The sequence below is a fragment of the Halomonas elongata DSM 2581 genome (assembly GCF_000196875.2).
Classification (GTDB): domain Bacteria; phylum Pseudomonadota; class Gammaproteobacteria; order Pseudomonadales; family Halomonadaceae; genus Halomonas; species Halomonas elongata.
This window is the reverse complement of record NC_014532.2, coordinates 3975178-3993047: the sequence shown is the minus strand read 5'-3', so window position 1 is coordinate 3993047 and position 17870 is coordinate 3975178. Positions and strand designations below refer to the sequence as shown.

Genomic DNA, 17870 nt, shown 5'->3' with positions numbered 1-17870 from the left:
TTTTTCAGTCACCGGTTTTTCAGTTACCGGTCCGAGAGACTTCTGCATGTCTCCTAACTCCGTATAGCGAAACCATCAATTGGTTTGATCACCATTAGGCGTTTTCTGAAAAGTCGGCGAGCGAAGGTCAGGTCTTTTAGCAGGTTGATTTCAGAGCTTCCTGCAAGGCGAATGCAGGGTAGGCGAGTTGCATCTCGCCTAGACCTGCCCATAACGGTCGGCAGTCTCGCCGAGCCAGCGGCGGATCAGTGGTTGGCTGGCTTCCGGGTGAGTGGCCAGCAGAGCCTCGGCCAGGGGCGAGACGTGCGGCAGCAAGTCGGCGTCGCGCTCCAGATCGGCGATCTTCATCTGTGCCAGGCCGGTCTGGCGGGTACCGAGTACCTCGCCGGGTCCGCGAATCTCCAGGTCGCGCTCGGCGATGCGGAAGCCGTCGGTGGTCTCGCGCATTACCGTCAGACGCTGTCGCGAGGTGTCGGAGAGCGGCGGATGATAGAGCAGCAGGCAGTAGCTCTCGGTGGAGCCCCGGCCGACCCGGCCGCGCAGCTGGTGAAGCTGTGACAGGCCCAGCCGTTCGGGATTCTCGATGATCATCAGGCTGGCATTGGGCACATCGACACCGACCTCGATCACGGTTGTAGCCACCAGCAGGTCCAGCTCGCCTTCCTTGAAGGCTTCCATGACCTCGGCCTTTTCGCTGGCCTTCATGCGACCATGCACCAGGCCGATGTTCAGACCCGGCAGCGCTTCGACCAGTTCGTCGCGGGTCGCTTCAGCGGCCTGGCACTGCAATGCCTCGGATTCCTCGATCAGGGTGCAGACCCAGTAGGCTTGGCGCCCCTCGGCGCAGGCGTGGCGAATCCGCTCGACCACCTCCGGACGGCGTTCGTCCGGCACCACCGCGGTCTTCACCGGGGTGCGTCCGGGGGGCAGTTCGTCGATCACCGAGACATCCAGGTCGGCGTAGGCGCTCATCGCCAGAGTGCGCGGGATGGGGGTCGCGGTCATGACCAGCTGGTGCGGCGTGAACCCGCCGGCTTCGCCCTTCTCGCGCAGTGCCAGGCGCTGGTGGACCCCGAAGCGATGCTGTTCGTCGACGATGGCCAGTCCCAGGCGCTGGAAGTGCACATCTCCCTGGAAGAGCGCGTGGGTGCCGACCACCATCTGTGCCCGGCCATCGTGAATCGCTGCCTTGGTGTCGAGTCGTGCCTTGCCCTTGAGTTTGCCGGCCAGCCAGGCAACGTCGATGCCGAGGGGCTCGAACCAGGCCCGAAAGGCGCGGTAGTGCTGCTCGGCGAGAATCTCGGTGGGTGCCATGATGGCCGCCTGGCAGCCGCCGGCGATGGCCGACAGCGCCGCCATGGCGGCCACCACCGTCTTGCCCGAGCCCACGTCGCCCTGCACCAGCCGCAGCATGGGCATTTCGCCGGCCAGGTCGGCCCGGATCTCGTCGAGGACGCGGCGCTGGGCGCCGGTCAACGAGAAGGGAAGCTGGGTGAGAAAGCGTGCCTGGAGACCGCGTCCGTCGGGCAGCGAAGGGGCGCCGTCACGCTGGATGCGCAGGCGCACCTCGCGCAGACTCAACTGATGGGCGAGCAGTTCCTCCAGGGCCAGGCGACGAGTGGCGGGGTGCTGACCTTCGGCTAATGCCTGGGGATCGGCATCCGGCGGCGGACGATGCAGAGTCTGCAGGCATTCGTGCAACGCAGGAAGCGCGAAACGCTGGCGCAGGGTGTCCGGCAGCCATTCCGGCAACTCGTCGGGCGCGGCGTCGAGGCGGGCCAGCGCCTGGCCGATCAGGGCGCGCAGCCGGGTCTGATGCAGCCCCTCGGTGGTGGGGTAGATGGGCGTCAGGTGATCTTCCACCGGAGCGGTGGCATCGTTGAGCAAGCGATATTCCGGATGATAGATCTCCAGCCCCGTAGCTCCGGCGCGGGCCTCGCCAAAGGCGCGCACCCGGATGCCGGCGCGGAACTGCTGCTGCTGGGCCGGGGAGAAGTGGAAGAAGCGCAGGCTGAGGATGCCGGAGCCATCGCGCAGGCGCACCAGCAGGCTGCGGCGGCGCCCCCGAACCACCTCGGCGGCGGCCACCTCGCCTTCCACGACCGCCTCGCCACCGGCGCGCAGGGTGGCGATGGGGGTCACCCGGGTGCGGTCCTGGTAGCGCAGCGGCAGGTGAAACAGCAGATCGGCCACGCTCTCGATCCGCAAGCGGGCCAGTTTCAGTGCCAGCGCTTCGCCGACGCCCTTGAGGTTCGTGACGGGGGCGTCGAGTTCGCTCATGCCGATTCTTGCGCTCGATGGCTCGCGATGGCGTTGGTCACCGCGTCGATGGCCTGGGGCCGCGGGAAACTGGCACGCCAGGCAATGGCCACGGTGCGTCCCGGCGACGGCGGCGTGAAGGGCAGGCTGGTCAACAACCCTTGCTCATAGTGACTGCCGATGGCCGAGCTGGGCAGCACCGTGATACCCAGCCGCGAGGCGACCATGTGGCGAATGGTCTCCAGTGAGCCACCTTCGGCGGTCAGGGTATTGTTGGGGCTGTTGAGCTTGTGGCTGATGGCCGGACAGGCCTCGAGAATCTGGTCGCGGAAGCAGTGGCCCTCGCCGAGCAGCAGCAGGCGTTCCTGGAGCAGGTCCTCCTTGGCAATGCTGTCGCGCTCCGCCCAGGGATGGTCGGCGGGCATCAGCACCTCGAAGGCCTCTTCGTAGAGCGGCTTGGTCACCACATCGGTCTCGGTGAAGGGCAACGCCACGATGATGGCGTCGAGCTCACCGCTGCGCAGCTTGCGACGCAGCTCACCGGTGAAGCCTTCCTCGATGTAGAGAGGCATCTGCGGCGCCTGTCGGCTCAGCTCCGGCACCAGGTACGGAAACAGATAGGGGCCGATGGTATAGATGGCACCGATGCGCAAGGGACTGGCCAGTTGATCGCGACCGGCGGTGGCCAGTTCCTTGATCACGCTGCTCTGCTCGAGCACGCGCTGGGCCTGTTCGACGATGCGTTCGCCCAGCGGCGTGACCTGAACGGTCGATTTGGAGCGCTCGAAGAGCGCCACACCGAGCTCTTCCTCGAGCTTCTTCACCGCGACAGACAGGGTCGGCTGGGAAACGAAGCAATGCTCGGCGGCGCGCCCGAAGTGGCGCTCCTGGGCCAAGGTTACGATATAACGGAGTTCTGTTAGAGTCATTGTGGTGCCGGGCATCCTCTCATATACGTAGTGGGTCCCGCCGTTAGGGTATGCTCATATGATAGGGACTTTTTATCAGGGGGCGAAGCAAAGGTGAAGAAGACAACGCTTATTCTTGGTTGCGGCGACATCGGTACGGTCCTGGGAAAGGAGCTTCACGGGGTCGGTCATCGGGTCGTCGGCGTGCGTCGGGACGCCCGTGAGCTGGCCGGTACGGCCATCGAGGGTGTCTCGGCGGATCTCGGTGATGCCGAGGCCCTGGCCGCGCTGCCGGATGCCGATATCCTGGTCTATGTGGTCAGCGCCGATCGCTTCGAGGAAGACGCCTACCGCGCCGCCTACCCGGATGGCCTGAAGGCGGTGCTCGCCGAGTTCGCCGAACGCAAGCGGGCACCTCGTCATGTCTTCTTCGTCTCTTCCACCAGTGTCTATGCCCAGCAGGACGGCGAGGTCGTCGATGAAGAGAGCCCGACCGAGCCCAGGGGCTTTTCCGGGACGCTGATGCGCGAGGCCGAACAGGCCCTGGTCGAGCATCGGCTGCCCGGCAGTGTGGTGCGCTTCTCGGGAATCTACGGGCCAGGCCGCGACCGCCTGATCCGCCAGGTCGGAGAAGGCCGTATCGCCGCCGCCACTCCGACCATGTATTCCAATCGCATCCATCGCGATGACTGTGCCGGCGTACTGGCCCACCTGATCGAACGTGCCCTGGCCGGAGAGACGCTGCACGATCTGTATCTCGCCAGTGACTGCGAGCCTGCGCCCATCCATGAAGTGATGACCTGGCTGGCCAAGCAGCTCAAGGTCGAATCCAGCGAGACCATCCAATCGCCGCTGCGGCGGCGTGCCAGCAAGCGCTGTGACAATACCCGCCTGCTCGAGAGTGGCTATCGCTTCCGCTACCCCAGTTATCGGGAAGGTTACGCCCAGGTGCTGCGCGCGGGTGGCCACTTGCCGGATCCGGCCATGGGCTGACCCCGGTTTTACACTCGGGACCAGGCCAGGGGCGTGTAACGGCTCCCCTGGCCGGTGGGTTCCGAGAGCACCAGTGCCGCCCGCGTATAAGACCAGTCCTCGGCGAAGTCGGGCAGTGACGGTTCGGGCGGCTGTTCGGCACGCCTCAGCAGGGTGACGTGCGGCGTGAAGCGCCTGGGCTGGGAGGCGATGCCGATGTCTTCCAGCTCTTCCCGCAGCGACTGCTGAAGCTGCACCAACTCGCTTTCCGGTTCACCGCCGATCCACACGATGCCCGGTCCGGCGAAGTGTCCCCAACGATCGAGCCGCCATTGCCCTGGGGCAACGCGGATACCGCTCAGCCAGTCGGCGAGCTGCTCGGCCCGCCGCTCGGGCTGCTCGCCGAGAAAAGCCAGGGTGAGGTGCAGGTTGTCATCGGGAACGCGCCGCCCGCTGCAGTGGGCGTGGGCGGTGTCGGCGAGTTCGCCGAACCGTCGCCGGAGCGCCGGCGGCGGAACCAGGGCTAGGAAGAGCCTCATAAATTCAAGCCGTTATGGCTCAAAGGAAAGTGTGGATTCATGTCGCGAGCGATGGGAGGCTGGTCGCCGCCGGAACGCAAACACCGGAATTTACACGTCAGTAAATGAGGATGTTGAGTACCGCCGGCGACCAGGATGCCGAGCGCAGCAATGAATCCGCCTTTCCTCAGTCACCGATGACCAACACCGCCTCGGCCTCGACCTGACTACCCTTGGGCAGCGCCTTGACGCCGACGGCAGCGCGCGCCGGATAAGGCGTGTCGAAGACCTCTTCCATGATGCGATTGACGATGGCGAAGTTGTCCAGATCCACCAGGTAGAGGTTGAGCTTGACCACATCCTTGAGGCCACCGGCGGCCTCCTCGCAGACGGCCTTGAGGTTGGCGAAGACCTGGCGCGCCTGGGCTTCGAAATCGTCGGAGACGATCTCCATGGTTTCCGGATTCAGCGGGATCTGGCCGGACAGATAGACGGTGTTGCCAGCCTTGATGGCCTGGGAATAAGGGCCGATGGCGGCAGGTGCCTGGTCGGTATTGATGACAGCCTTGTTGCTCATGGTGTTCTCCGTGTGGTGGCTGTGTTGAAACGCGGTAAATACAAAGGACTACCTCGCCCGCCGCTGCCGCGACGGGCGAGGGCGAAACGAATCAATTGCTGAGTCGGGTGATCTTGCCGACGTGCGAGAGGTTGCGCAGTCGCTTGATGATGCGTGCCAGGTGCACGCGATTGCGAACGGCCAGGGTCAGGCTGACGATCGACAGGCGGGCATCGCGCTCCTCGATGTCGATGCGCTCGATGTTGGCGTCCGCATCGGTGATCAGGCTGGCCAGTTCCGCCACCAGGCCACGGCGGCTTTCCACCTCGAGGCGCAGCGGAACCGGGAAGTCCTCGTCGGTCTGGTCGGACCAGTTCAGAGCGAACAGCTTGTCCGGGTCGTTGCGAAGTTCGGCGAGATTGCGACATTCCGTCCGGTGGACGACGATGCCCTTGCCTGTCGAAAGATGGCCGATGACCGGGTCGCCGGGCAGCGGATGGCAGCAGCGCGCGAACTTGATCACCATGCCTTCGGCGCCACTGATCATGATGGAACCCTGCGGCTGGTCATCGGCGTCGGCGAGCGGCGCATGATCGCCGTGCTGGTAGTCGACGAGGCGCCGCGCGACCACATGGGCGACCCGGGTGCCGAGCCCGATGGAGGTCAGCAATGCCTCCTCGTCGGCCAGGTCATTCTCGGCCAACAGGGACGCCAGGGGACCGGAGGGCAATTCCTCGAGGCTGGTCTCGAAGGTGGCCAGCGCCTTGTTGAGCAGGCGTCGTCCGAGCTGCACGGCCTCGGTATGTTGCTGGTGCTTGAGAGCGTGGCGAATCGCCGAGCGGGCCTTGGCGGTCACCACCACATTGAGCCATGCCAGGTTGGGACGTGCGCCGGGCGCGGTGATGATCTCCAGGGTCTGGCCGCTCTCCAGGCGCGTGGAGAGCGGTGCCAGATGGCGGTCGATGCGACAGGCGATGCAACTGTTGCCGATGTCGGTGTGCACGCTGTAGGCGAAATCGATCACCGTGGCGCCCTGAGGCAGCTCCATGATGTCGCCCTTGGGAGTGAACACGTAGATGTCGTCGGGGAAGAGATCGTTCTTGACGTGTTCGATGAATTCCAGCGAATCCCCGGCATGGCGCTGCATCTCGAGCAGCCCCTTGACCCACGCCCGGGCCCGGGCATGGCTGCCTTCGGCGATGGGGTGCTCGGTCTGGCCGGCCTTGTAGAGCCAGTGGGCGGCGATGCCGTTGTTGGCCATGGCTTCCATCTCGCGGGTGCGGATCTGCACCTCGATGGGCATGCCGCCGGTGCCGAACAGGGTGGTGTGCAGGCTCTGGTAGCCATTGGCCTTGGGGATGGCGATATAGTCCTTGAAGCGCCCCGGCACCGGCTTGTAGAGGTTATGCACCACGCCGAGAATGCGGTAGCAGGTATCCACGTCCTGGGTGATGATGCGAAAGCCGAAGACATCCATGATCTCGGCGAACGACTTCCGCTGGTCGCGCATCTTGCGATAGATCGACAACAGGTGCTTCTGGCGACCGACCACCGAGCCTTTCAGGCCCTCGTCGTCGAGGCTCTTCTGCAGGCTGTTCTGTATCTGGCGAATCGAGGCGCGGCGCTGCCCCCGGGCACTCGCCACGGCGCGCTTGATGCGCTCGGAACGCATTGGATGCAGCGCCTGGAAGGAGAGATCCTCGAGTTCGACACGGATGGTATTGATACCCAGCCGGCTGGCGACGCGAGCGTAGATCTCCAGGGTCTCGCGGGCGATGCGGCGCTTCTTCTCGGGACGCAGCGCGCCCAGGGTGCGCATGTTGTGCAGGCGGTCGGCGAGCTTGACGATGATCACCCGGATGTCCCGGGACATCGCCAGCACCATCTTCTGGAAGTTCTCGGCCTGGGCGACCGCCTTGTCCTCGAAGGTGATCTGGGTCAGCTTGGAGACGCCGTCGACGAGCTCGGCCACCGGCTTGCCGAACTGCTCGCCCAGGGCCTCCTTGTCGACGCCGGTGTCCTCGATCACGTCGTGCAGCATGGCCGCCATCAGGCTCTGATGGTCCATGTGCATGTTGGCGAGGATGTTGGCGACCGCCAGGGGGTGGGTCACATAGGGCTCGCCGGAACGGCGGCGCTGACCGTCGTGTGCCTGCTCGGCATAATAGAAGGCACGCTTGACCTGCTGGATCTCGTCCTGGGGTAGGTAGCCGCCGAGACGGTCGGCCAGGTCATCGATAGTGAACATGCGGCGCGCCCTGAATGCTTCGTGATGGCCCCGAGAAGGCGTCGGCGGAAAACCGAGGGACCGGGATTACTCCTCGACGGGGGCGCCCTGTTCGGCATCGGGCCCAGTGTAGTCACGGCGCACCGGGGGTGGCGTGGCCTCCAGGGGTTCGTCCAGCACGCTGGCGTCCACCAGACCCTCGGCGATTTCGCGCAGCGCCATCACGGTGGGCTTGTCGTTCTCCCACGGCAGCAGGGCGTCGCGGGAGCCGCGGGACAGCTGGCGGGCCCGCTGGGTGGAAATCATGACCAGCTTGAAGCGGTTTTCGACGTTTTCCAGACAATCTTCGACAGTGACTCGCGCCATGGATGCCTTCCTGAGAGCTGACGGGAAAAGCCCCAGCGGCGTCTTGGCGCCCCGGGGATTCCAGTGGATAGACGGGATAGATTACTCGACCCCCGGCTCCTCTGACAAGAGCGTCTCCAGCAGAGGCGCCAGGTGCTCGCCGGCCCGTGCCTGGCTCAGGCGCTGGGCAATCACCAGCGACTGCAGTTCGCGCAGGGCAGTGGTGAAGTCGTCGTTGATCACCAGGTAATCATATTCGTGATGATGCGACATCTCGCTGATCGCCTCGCGCATGCGTGCGGCGATCACGGCGTGCTGATCGGTGCCGCGGCCGGCCAGGCGGCGCTCCAGCTCTTCCCGCGAAGGTGGCAGGATGAATACCGAAACGGCATCGGGAAAGAGCGTTCGCACCTGGCGGGCACCCTGCCAGTCGATCTCGAGAATGACGTCCTGGCCGGCATCCAGCAGGTGCTCCACGGCGGCGCGGGAGGTGCCGTACAGGTTGTCGAAGACCTGGGCGTACTCGAAGAATTCGCCACGCTCGATCATCGACTCGAAGGTCTCTCGGTCGACGAAGTGATAGTTCACGCCGTCGACCTCGCCCTCGCGACGCGGGCGCGTCGTGTGCGAGACCGATACCTTGAGGCCGTCGAGGCTCTCGATCAGCTCGCGCACCAGGCTGGTCTTGCCGGCGCCGGAGGGAGCGGAAACGATGAACAGCGTACCTTGGGGCATGGGCGAAATTCCTGGGCAATGGGCGGCTCGTGGAAAGGGCCGCAGTATCGCATATTCGCCCCTTCCGCCCTACCCCTGCCTGCCCGTGATCAGGCCGCGTTCGGCGCGCCGTACCGGCGACGCTCCTGCCACAGGCCGATGGCGAAGACCACCAGGCCGCCGCAAGCGAGTCCGGCGCCGACCAGGCCGGATGACGACCAGACGGCTCCCGACTTGATGGTCACCGCGGCCAGCCAGGCGCCCAGGGCATTGGCGCAGTTGAAGGCCGCGTGATTCATCGAGGCCGCCATGGTCTGGGCGTCGCCGGCGACATCCATCAGGCGGGTCTGCAATGCCGGCCCGAGGGCCATACTGGTGCCCACCAGGCCGACGAAGATCAGACCGATGACGAGGTGGTTGGCGGCGAAGAAGAAGCCGCCCTGTACCAGCAGGCACCAGACCAGGATGCAGGGAATCGCCTTGATCAGGTTCTTGTCGGCCGCGCGGGCGCCGACCAGGTTGCCGATGATGGTGCCGACACCGAAGATCGTCAGCACCCAGGGGCCCACGGCCTCGGACATGCCGGCCTGATTCGACAGGGTGGGCACCACATAGCTGAACACCGCGAACATGCCGCCGAAGCCGATGCTGGCCACGCCCAGGGTGAACAGCACGCGCTGCTTGACCAGCGCTGAAAGCTCGCGCTTGGGACTGGCGTTGGGGTCGTGCGGCTGGCTCGGCACCCAGAGGCGGATCATCACGGCCGTGGCCAGGGCGATCGCCCCCACGCCGAGAAAGGCGCTGTGCCAGCCGAGCCACTGGCCGGTCCAGGTCGCCAGGGGAGCGCCGATCACGATGGCGGTGGTCAGGCCCAGCATGACACGGCTTACCGCACGTGCGCGCTGTTCGACAGGGACGGCGGCGGCCGCCACCAGCGCGGCAACGCCGAAATAGGCGCCATGCGGCAGCCCGGCCAGGAAGCGCAGGCCGACGAAAGGCCAGAAGGACGTGGCCAGGGCACTGGCGATGTTGCCGACGGCGAACACCAGCATCAGGGCGATCAGCAGCAGGCGGCGTGGAACACGGGCGGCCAGTGCTGAAATCAGGGGGGCGCCGACCACCACACCCAGGGCATAGCTGGAGATGGCATAGCCCACCTCGGCGGTGGCGACCTGCAGGTCGTTGGCGACCCGCTCCAGCAAGCCCATGATCACGAACTCGCTGGTGCCGATACCGAAACCGCCCAGGGCCAGCGCGAGCTCAGCCAGGCGGGGATTGTGCGCCTTGGTGTCGGTCGACATGGCGATCCTCCGAAAAAACGAAAGCGATCCTGCCGGAAGGACAGGATCGCGGAAAATTACTACGAAAGTATAAAGGTCGGTGCCTGAGTATGCGAGAGCAATCGGTCTCGGGATGTCTCGGACCAGGATCGCCAGGGAGAGAATGGAGCAAGTCCTTATAGGGGACTGGCTAGGGACCGCTTGCCGATATCGTCATTGTCACGACTGCAAATGCACTCTGGCCCAGTATCAGCCTGCCGCTCGTTCGTTGCTATAGGGCCAGCCCATGTGCGCGGTGAGCGTTCTGATCAACTGTAGCTCCAGTCCAAGGCCGATCTGCTGGCTGTCGTGGGTGGACCAGCCAGTGGGGTGGCCATCTTCGACCTAGCCGACATCGCTATTTTCAATCACGACTCCCGCATCATTCTGTTGGATTCTGAGGTTGGTCCTCCCGCCAGTGAGTGAAGGCGTTACGAATCAGGTTGGCGAGCTCATTGAGCTCGGGAAAGCCGAAGTCCGGTGGCGGCATCTTGATCTGGTCGGAATCCAGTTGTCTTGTCCAATCCCCAAGAGCTGTTACCGGGCGCGAGACGTGGCGAACCAGCCATCACAATAGGGCCAGCAGGGCGACGGTGATGATCTCTGCCAGGCCCATCAGGCTGCGAAAGCTGTTGTCCGTTGGGTTTTGTGGGGCGTTGGTCGGATTCATCATGATCCTTTGAAGGGAGAGGGTCGACTTTAGGCCTACAGGCTGCTCCTTGTCATACTCACCAAGTTGCATTTAGCTTAGTACAATGCAGAGAAATCCAGTCCATCGTCTTTGTCTTTGGGTGGGCTGTCCTATCCAAGGGGCATGCAGCGATTGTGCTCCGCATGGCGAGGAGTATTCCAGTATGTCGAGTACGCAGGTCGACAGATTTGTTAGGCAGATTCGGGACAAGCTGCCTGTTTACGGTAATCCAGAAGAGTGTGCTGAAAAGGTTAAGGAGGATGCTGAAGCGATTGTTTCTCCCTTGCCAGAAATGGTCCTTCAAGACATCAATGCAGCCTACCAAGTTGTCAAGAAATCTTTCCGCGAAGTCGAAATCCTTCGACCCTCCTCGATCATCAAGTCTCGTGAGAACTGGTATCACGGTCCTCAGCCCCACCACAAGCACTGGCCGGCTCTCGACGGTTACCTTCGCGAAGTTAAGGGTTGGGAGCCCGATGCAGTAGATTCCATCGGAAAGACCTCGAACGAGGTCGTTTCCCTGCTGGGGAACCCTGCCAAGAAGTCTTTCAGGGAACGTGGACTGGTAGTGGGTTATGTCCAGTCCGGGAAGACAGCCAACATGACAGCGGTTATCGCCAAGGCGGTAGATGCTGGTTATAATCTCATTGTCCTTCTGGGAGGGATGACCAACAAGCTCCGTGCTCAGACACAGCTCCGTCTTGAGAGCGATATCGTGAATCGCCACCGTGAACTGTGGCAGCTCTACACGACCTCCGAAGATACAGGTGATTTCGTTATTCCGAGGAACGGATCCTTCACGATGCCCGTTTCCGGAAGAGCTCAGCTGGCCGTCCTTAAGAAGGTGTCTTCTCGGCTTGACCAGTTCCTAAAAACCATCGAGCGTACTCCGCCGAAAATTCTCCAGGAGCTGAAGGTTCTGTTGATCGATGACGAGTGCGATCAAGCATCTGTCAATTCGGCAAAGAGCGAATATGACATGACGACGATTAATGAGCTAATCCGTTGTGTCATTCGAAAACTGCCCTCGGTGTCATATGTGGGCTACACTGCCACGCCCTTTGCGAATGTCTTCATCAATCCTTATCCTCCAGGAAGGGATGAGCTGGACGACCTCTATCCCGAGGACTTCATCACAGCACTTCCCAAGCCTGAAGCCTATTTTGGCGCTCGGGAAGTATTCGGTGATGAGCCCGCTGATCCTGGTGAAGAAGTTGAGTCGGGTCATGACATGATTCGCCTGATTACTGACAATGACGAGCTCTCTCGACTCCGCGTCGAGAAGGCTGCGGACAAGGACAACTTCCATCCTTCCGTGACTGGTAATCTCGAGATAGCCATTCTCTGGTTTATCAGCAGTTGTGCGATTAGGCGTCGGCGAGGTCATGCCGATCGTCATATGTCCATGCTCGTTCATACCTCTCCGTGGATCATCCAGCATGATCGAATGGCAGATGCGATTGAGGCCTGGCTGGAAAAACATGGCAATGATTTACGGCATGGCCGGGGGCAGATCTTCAATGATCTCTCCCGGGTAATGAAGGACGAGCTGGATCGTGTGGAGCCCTACCGGGACATGCACCATATCCGGCCTGAAGCCGAGGAGGTGGTTCCTGAGATCAACGAGGTGCTGGATGCCTTGGATGTCGTTGTGGAGAATGGCGAGAGCGATCGTCGCCTAGATTATACCGGAGCTGAGAAGACCTATATCGTAGTGGGTGGTGCTGTGCTCGCTCGTGGCCTGACGCTTGAGGGACTGTCGGTATCATTTTTTCTGCGCACCTCCCGGCAGTACGACACCCTGCTGCAGATGGGCAGATGGTTTGGCTATCGTCACGGGTACGAGGATCTACCTCGTTTGTGGACGACTCCCGACCTAGCGGATAGCTTCCGTCAGCTTGCTCGGGTTGAAGAAGAGATCCGCGAAGATATCGAAAAATACCAGATACATAATGTCACTCCGAAGGAATTTGCTGTCAAGGTAAGGTCCATTCCCGGCATGGCCATCACCTCCGCTACCAAGATGCGCCATGCTTATCGAATCGCCATCAGCTTTGCCGGCCGACATGTGCAGACCATCCGGTTCGATCACAGGGATGATGACACGGTACGAGGTAACTGGAAGGCCGGAAGCCGTCTCATCGACGATATCGGTGTGGCACGATTCGAGGGAGAAAGCAGCAGGGTCGCTAAGGGCGTGGACGGGAGCAAGGTCCGGCAGTTTCTTATCAACTTCGACATCGCTTCTTCGCACCTGAATCTCAAGAAGGAGCACCTGCTCGAGTACATCGACAAGCAGGCTGGCAGGATGGCGAAATGGAATGTTGGTATCATCCTCTCTGCAAAGGGCGAGACCTCATCGTATGAACTCGGAGGGATGGGCAAGGTAACGACCGTGAATCGCTCTCGTCTCAAGGATACTCCGGGGGAATACGCGGACATCAAGGCACTGATGTCCCGAAGAGATATTCTTATAGATGCCAACAGTCGACCCGAGTCACTCAAGGGTAAGACATGGACTGAGCTAAAGAAGTACAGGCCCAATCTCCCGCTGCTGCTGCTCTATCCCATTAATGCCGAGTCATCACCGGATCCCAAGAGAAAAGGGGCAGCCTCGAAGACGCGAGAGCCTCTGGATGCTGTCAATGACCTGCTGGGTATTGCTATCGTCTTCCCGGGAGAAGAGCTGACAGCAGGTGACTATTATGCCGTCGAGCTCGACTCGCCTACACCCGAAGAGCTGGATGACGTCGATGAAATGGAAGTAGTGGATGACATGGATGGAGCGGAGCTGATCAATGAGTGATGAGCGCCGTGACCTGTGGAGCGAGCTTAAGGCTTCGGGTAAGGGCGACGGGCGCCTAGAAATTCCGAGCTTAGCCACGGGAGTTGATTCTGGCTACGGAAAGGTTCGCTATTCTCTCGGCGAGAATGGGGAGCGCCGTCTTCTGATCCCGGTCGGGAAGGCTAGGTCTGGCAAGGAAGTTGGCGAAACTGGCAGCCTCAAGGTCCACGTCAGCTGGCTGAGCCTGACAGGCAATAGTCAACAGTTCATTGACCTGATCTGTACAGACCCCACCCTTGAGCAAGTCTTCGGTGAGCTGGTTGACGACATTGTAGCGCGCATAGCCGCAGGTACCGAGTCTTTCGCGGCAGTCAGGGGGACCCTGGACGATTTCCGCGCGTTGCTGTTCCCGCGTCGGGCCACAGAGGTCAGCAGTGATACTCTGCTTGGGTTGCTCGGTGAGCTATATGTACTGTCCCTACTGGCCAGACGCGACGAATGTGCCGTGGACTGCTGGGTTGGGCCGATGGAGCAGCGTCACGACTTCAGGACTAAGGACCGCGCAATTGAGGTGAAGACCACGCGGCGTTCTGACACTACACACGTGACCATTCACGGCATCGATCAGTTGCAGCCTCCCTCAGATGGCCGGCTGCTGCTGATCAGAGTGACACTTGAGCCTGCTCCTGATGGCTCGATCCGGCTCGAGGAGCTGTACCGTGAACTGCTTGCAGCCGGCGTATCTCGTCAGGCGCTGGGGGAACGTCTCCAAGAGGTCGGCTGCGAGAATCCGCTCGATCCAGCCTGGAATGCTTATGCCTTCTCCTTGGACAGCCTGACTGCATGGGAGATCACGGAAGGTTTTCCGCGGTTGACTGGTGGAGAGCTCAAGCGAGAAGCATTGGATGCCGGTGTGTCCCGCATCCAGTATGTTGTTGATCTCGCCGCTGCTGGTGGCCACCTTATGGGCGAGACGCAACTTACTGTTTGGTTCGATGAGATGATGGCATGACCAGAATGCAGCTCTACAGTGAGCCGTTTGCCAGTACCGGCAACATCGCCGGAGAGGGATTCGGCAATCTCCTCGGCAGGCCTGCGCTAGGAATGGTCCAGACCGTGATCCGGGAGTCGATCCAGAACAGTATCGACGCGGCTCGCCTCGGCTCTGGGCCTTCCGTGTTGATTCGGGTCCGAACCCTCGACGAGGAAGAACTGGCTGCGCTTCGTGATAATGTCTTGGGGCAGCTTCCCGAAGAGCGTGATTCCCGGAGCAAGTTAGAGAAATACCTTGCGGGCCCCTTTGCCCGAGTGATGGAAGTCTGCGATTTCAACACGACCGGCCTTGGTGGGCCGTTGAGCGCTGACACTCCCGCTGACAGCGAATCACCAGACTTCGTCAACTTCGTACGCAACGTGGGTGTGCCACGAGACACGGATCAGGGTGGTGGCACCTACGGTTATGGCAAGACGGTCCTGTATGCCATGAGCGGGTGCGCGACGATTTTGCTGGATACCATGACTAGCCACCAAGGCCTTAAGGAGAGGCGTTTCATAGGCTGTCATCTTGGTGATGCCTTTGATGGTAAAATGTCAGATGGTACTAGGCGGCGCTTTACTGGACGCTACTGGTGGGGGGATTGTCGCCAGGCCGGATCCGTTGACCCTGTACGCGATGACTCGGCTGTTGAGCTGGCGGGACGGATCGGGCTGCCGCCGAGAGATGAGACTGATCCCGGTACCTCGGTGATGATCCTAGATCCACAGTTCTATGATGATGAGAACGACCAAGCCATTTGCGACGATCTGGTGGAGACGCTGCTCTGGAACTTCTGGCCACGAATGATCGCCTCCACATCGAGAGAGCGTCGGTTGGATGTCACCATCGAAATCGAAGGTCGCGCGTATCCGATACCGCGCCCGGAAGATTTTCCCCCGTTGGACCTCTATGCCTCTGCCCTGGAGCAGATACGTCACTCTCCGGAGCAGGCGAAAGCCATTCGCTGCGGGAGGCCTAGGGCACATCTCGGCAGGCTGGCATTCTGCATGGGAGTGAAGGGCGAGCGCTGGGGACCGGCCACTAGGAAAAGCTCTAGTATACCGGCACAGAATGCTGCCATTGCACTGATGAGGCCTGTCGAGCTCGTGGTGCGATATATGGAAGGCACTCACTTTCCCGATGACCGATACGAGTGGGCCGGCGTGTTCGTCTGCTCCGACGAGCTTGCAGTGGAGTATGCCTTTTCTCGAGCCGAGCCGCCGGCGCACGATGACTGGCTCTACGAGAACCTGCCCAAGGGCAATGACAAGACATGGGTGAAGGTGGGGTTGGAGCGCCTGCGAGACTGGGCGAGAAGTTATGCGATGCCGCACTCGAACATCACGGATGACCAGGAGTCGGGGCCTTCGTTAGCTAGGGCTGCTACCCTGCTTGGCAAGATGCTGGGCGAGGGTGAGGGGCAGGGCCCTGGCCGAAAACGCAAAGCCAGAAGCAACAGTCGCAGCAGAAAACCCAAGGGGCTGTCATCACCGGTCTTCGTGCGCTTGGAGGACGACGAGGATGCCGGTACCTGTGCCGTGTTCTGTGCATCGCTGAACTGTCGTAGCGACAGTCAGCGGATTATCGCAGAGCCCTATCTCGTCATGGACGGGGGGCAGACAACCGATGAGGGGCTCGGTAAGGAGTTCGAGGTATCCGTCCTCAGCATGACCTTGGTGGATACGGGGACGTCTGTCGGTGGTGATGTCATGGAGGTCGGAGAGACCGAGGGCACCTTGGAGGTTCGAGTCGCTATGCCCCCCAGTGCTGCGGTCAGTCTCAAGCTGACCCTCGAAGGGGGGGATGCATGAGTCGAAAAATTGCCTTCCCGTTCCTCACGCTACCCGATCAGGTGGTCAAGACGGGAGAGTGGATGATTGGTGATGTCGGTGAACCTCTTTTCCCCTGCAATACCTTTCTTGACTTCTGGGACTACGATCGCGATCTGGAAGTGGCCTTGGAGCTTTGTGTCGATCTCCCTGCGGCTTCAGAGGTACTCGATCTTGGATCCGATGATCTAGAGCTAATTGCTCTGCTCAAGGTAGGGACCGGCATGGGGAGCACTCCCCGCACTATCCTGCACTCTAGTCTTGTAGCCGTCGATGAGAGCGAGGGGAGAGCTATGCTGGCTGCGAAACTGGATGGATCCCGCCTGTCTTCACGCTTGTGGCTCGAGGCGTCTCTGGTCTTGGCCGCTGAGCCAAGAAGTCCCGGCAAGCTCAGTCCGTGTCAGCCTGGAGCTCGACTGTGGAGTTCGTCGATCAATGTTCTTCTGGAAGACGGTGGTGATTCTCGCCTGCCGATGGAGGCCGTGCCCTTCAGCCAGATCTTCAAGGATAGGCGTCATGAGGATGCTCTCTGGTACCTAGACTGGCGACCCAGTGCGTGGGATTCGGACTTTGCTGGCAGCGTGCGACTGTACTTGAACAAGGACCGGGAAACCTTCCTGCAGAAGGTGCTGGATGGTGACCCCTTTTATCTTCACATGATTATGGCTGACGTGATGCTGCAGCTGGTCTCAGCCTATATCCGGTCGGACGTTAGCGATTCACCCCATGATCACGGTGAAGGCTCTCTGGCTCGCCAGACACACGATTGGTTGATTTTGGCCTTCCCGGGGCTTTCCGTCCATGCAGCGCGGACGCTTCTGCATGACAAGCCGGGAGACTTCCACGCCGCTATCCATGCCGCTGCCGCAGTCGAGGATGAAGCATGAGTCGCGTATTTCTGCTGCCCCGTATCAAGAAGTTCCATGTCGACTCGCAGATCGCGCATATGCAAGGCGCAGAATTCAGCCCCCGCTATTCTCATCTTCGTGATGATTCGGCTCTTTACTATGCGACAAGTGGGGGCAGTTTCGATGACACCCGTGTAGAGGGCCTGGCGGACAGGATCAGGGAGGAAGCGCGTCGTCAGAAGTTTCCTGCCAGAGCTGGTCGGCCAGCTCTGGCAGAGTTCGACACACAAGTGACGATACTCCTCGCCCAAGAAGTGTGGCTGAACTCCGGGGAGGCGCTTCGAGACGACACTTGGGCCTACATCACGACGATGCTGCTCCCCGATGTAGTGGCTTGGCGTTTCCCCGGTTGCAACCCGGAGCGCTTCCATGGCGGTATACGTAACACCTTTCAGCGCCTCTGGATGAGGGGGGGGGTGCTCGATCGTGGCTTGGAAGCTGATAATCGCTGGGAACTGGTTGAACGGTTGGGTGAGGATGCTCTAGTGCAGATTTTCGAGCGCAGCGGCCTCTCCAACAATCCACGCCTTGCTCATCAATTTGCCGAGGGCTACCTATCTTGGCTCGATAATGTGGGGAAGACTAGGATTGAAGACATCATGCGGGATGCAATGAAGGTGTTGCTTCTGCGCAACAAGGTCATCGACCTGTCCTCTCAGGATGACAGTGTTCTGCATCAGGAAGTCTGGCAGGCATTTCGGACAGCATGGGAGGGCCACAGGAAAAGTGGGGAGAGTGTGCAGGACATTGATAAGAAGCGGAAAGGGTTCCTTGGCGGGCTGATGTTCTGGAGACGATGAGCT

Annotated in this window: 14 protein-coding genes; 6 read left to right on the top strand and 8 right to left on the bottom strand. The window is 61.2% G+C overall.

Annotated elements, in window-relative coordinates:
* Nucleotides 1–198: 198 nt before the first annotated feature.
* Both recG and HELO_RS18740 read right to left on the bottom strand, forming a co-directional pair.
* Nucleotides 199–2280 carry an ATP-dependent DNA helicase RecG gene (gene recG / locus HELO_RS18745; RefSeq protein ID WP_013334164.1) on the bottom strand — a complete coding sequence of 694 codons (2082 nt, stop codon included), beginning with the start codon at nucleotides 2278–2280 and terminating at the stop codon, nucleotides 199–201.
* Entirely contained in the window at nucleotides 2277–3188 is a 912-nt protein-coding gene (locus tag HELO_RS18740; protein WP_041602284.1) for a LysR substrate-binding domain-containing protein, read from the bottom strand. The genes recG and HELO_RS18740 overlap by 4 nt, the downstream gene beginning before the upstream one ends.
* Nucleotides 3189–3281: 93 nt before the next feature.
* Between HELO_RS18740 and HELO_RS18735 the strand changes: the two genes are divergently transcribed.
* Nucleotides 3282–4160, top strand: coding sequence for an SDR family oxidoreductase (locus HELO_RS18735; RefSeq protein ID WP_013334162.1), 879 nt, complete (start codon nucleotides 3282–3284; stop codon nucleotides 4158–4160).
* A gap of 8 nt (nucleotides 4161–4168) precedes the next feature.
* Here HELO_RS18735 and thpR read toward each other — a convergent pair whose 3' ends face one another.
* From thpR to HELO_RS18705, 6 genes are all read right to left on the bottom strand, one after another.
* The gene (thpR, locus tag HELO_RS18730) at nucleotides 4169–4678 is read right to left on the bottom strand and encodes an RNA 2',3'-cyclic phosphodiesterase (RefSeq protein ID WP_013334161.1); all 510 of its coding nucleotides are present in this window, start codon (nucleotides 4676–4678) and stop codon (nucleotides 4169–4171) included.
* Between the two features lie 166 nt (nucleotides 4679–4844).
* The gene (locus tag HELO_RS18725) at nucleotides 4845–5234 is read right to left on the bottom strand and encodes a RidA family protein (RefSeq protein ID WP_013334160.1); all 390 of its coding nucleotides are present in this window, start codon (nucleotides 5232–5234) and stop codon (nucleotides 4845–4847) included.
* 91 nt (nucleotides 5235–5325) lie between these two features.
* Entirely contained in the window at nucleotides 5326–7461 is a 2136-nt protein-coding gene (locus tag HELO_RS18720) for a RelA/SpoT family protein (protein WP_013334159.1), read from the bottom strand.
* 66 nt (nucleotides 7462–7527) lie between these two features.
* Nucleotides 7528–7806: a DNA-directed RNA polymerase subunit omega gene (rpoZ, locus tag HELO_RS18715; RefSeq protein ID WP_013334158.1), complete on the bottom strand. Its 279-nt coding sequence runs from the start codon at nucleotides 7804–7806 to the stop codon at nucleotides 7528–7530.
* Nucleotides 7807–7887: 81 nt separating this feature from the next.
* Entirely contained in the window at nucleotides 7888–8520 is a 633-nt protein-coding gene (gene gmk / locus HELO_RS18710; RefSeq protein WP_013334157.1) for a guanylate kinase, read from the bottom strand.
* Nucleotides 8521–8609: 89 nt separating this feature from the next.
* On the bottom strand, nucleotides 8610–9800 hold the full coding sequence (locus tag HELO_RS18705; protein ID WP_013334156.1) for an MFS transporter: 1191 nt from the start codon (nucleotides 9798–9800) through the stop codon (nucleotides 8610–8612).
* An 872-nt stretch (nucleotides 9801–10672) separates the two neighbouring features.
* On the opposite strand from HELO_RS18705, the gene HELO_RS18700 reads away from it, so the two are divergent.
* From HELO_RS18700 to HELO_RS18680, 5 genes are read left to right on the top strand one after another with little or no spacing between them, the layout of a single operon-like run.
* Complete coding sequence (locus HELO_RS18700; RefSeq protein ID WP_013334154.1) at nucleotides 10673–13315, top strand: Z1 domain-containing protein; 2643 nt, start codon at nucleotides 10673–10675, stop codon at nucleotides 13313–13315.
* Nucleotides 13308–14306 carry a PD-(D/E)XK motif protein gene (locus HELO_RS18695; protein WP_049786264.1) on the top strand — a complete coding sequence of 333 codons (999 nt, stop codon included), beginning with the start codon at nucleotides 13308–13310 and terminating at the stop codon, nucleotides 14304–14306. The genes HELO_RS18700 and HELO_RS18695 overlap by 8 nt, the downstream gene beginning before the upstream one ends.
* Nucleotides 14303–16141 carry a hypothetical protein gene (locus HELO_RS18690; RefSeq protein ID WP_013334153.1) on the top strand — a complete coding sequence of 613 codons (1839 nt, stop codon included), beginning with the start codon at nucleotides 14303–14305 and terminating at the stop codon, nucleotides 16139–16141. The genes HELO_RS18695 and HELO_RS18690 overlap by 4 nt, the downstream gene beginning before the upstream one ends.
* Entirely contained in the window at nucleotides 16138–17046 is a 909-nt protein-coding gene (locus tag HELO_RS18685; protein WP_109637569.1) for a hypothetical protein, read from the top strand. Before HELO_RS18690 ends, HELO_RS18685 begins: the two co-directional genes overlap by 4 nt.
* Nucleotides 17043–17867, top strand: a complete 825-nt coding sequence (locus tag HELO_RS18680; protein WP_049786262.1) for a DUF6339 family protein — start codon at nucleotides 17043–17045, stop codon at nucleotides 17865–17867. The genes HELO_RS18685 and HELO_RS18680 overlap by 4 nt, the downstream gene beginning before the upstream one ends.
* The last annotated feature ends 3 nt before the right edge of the window (nucleotides 17868–17870 follow it).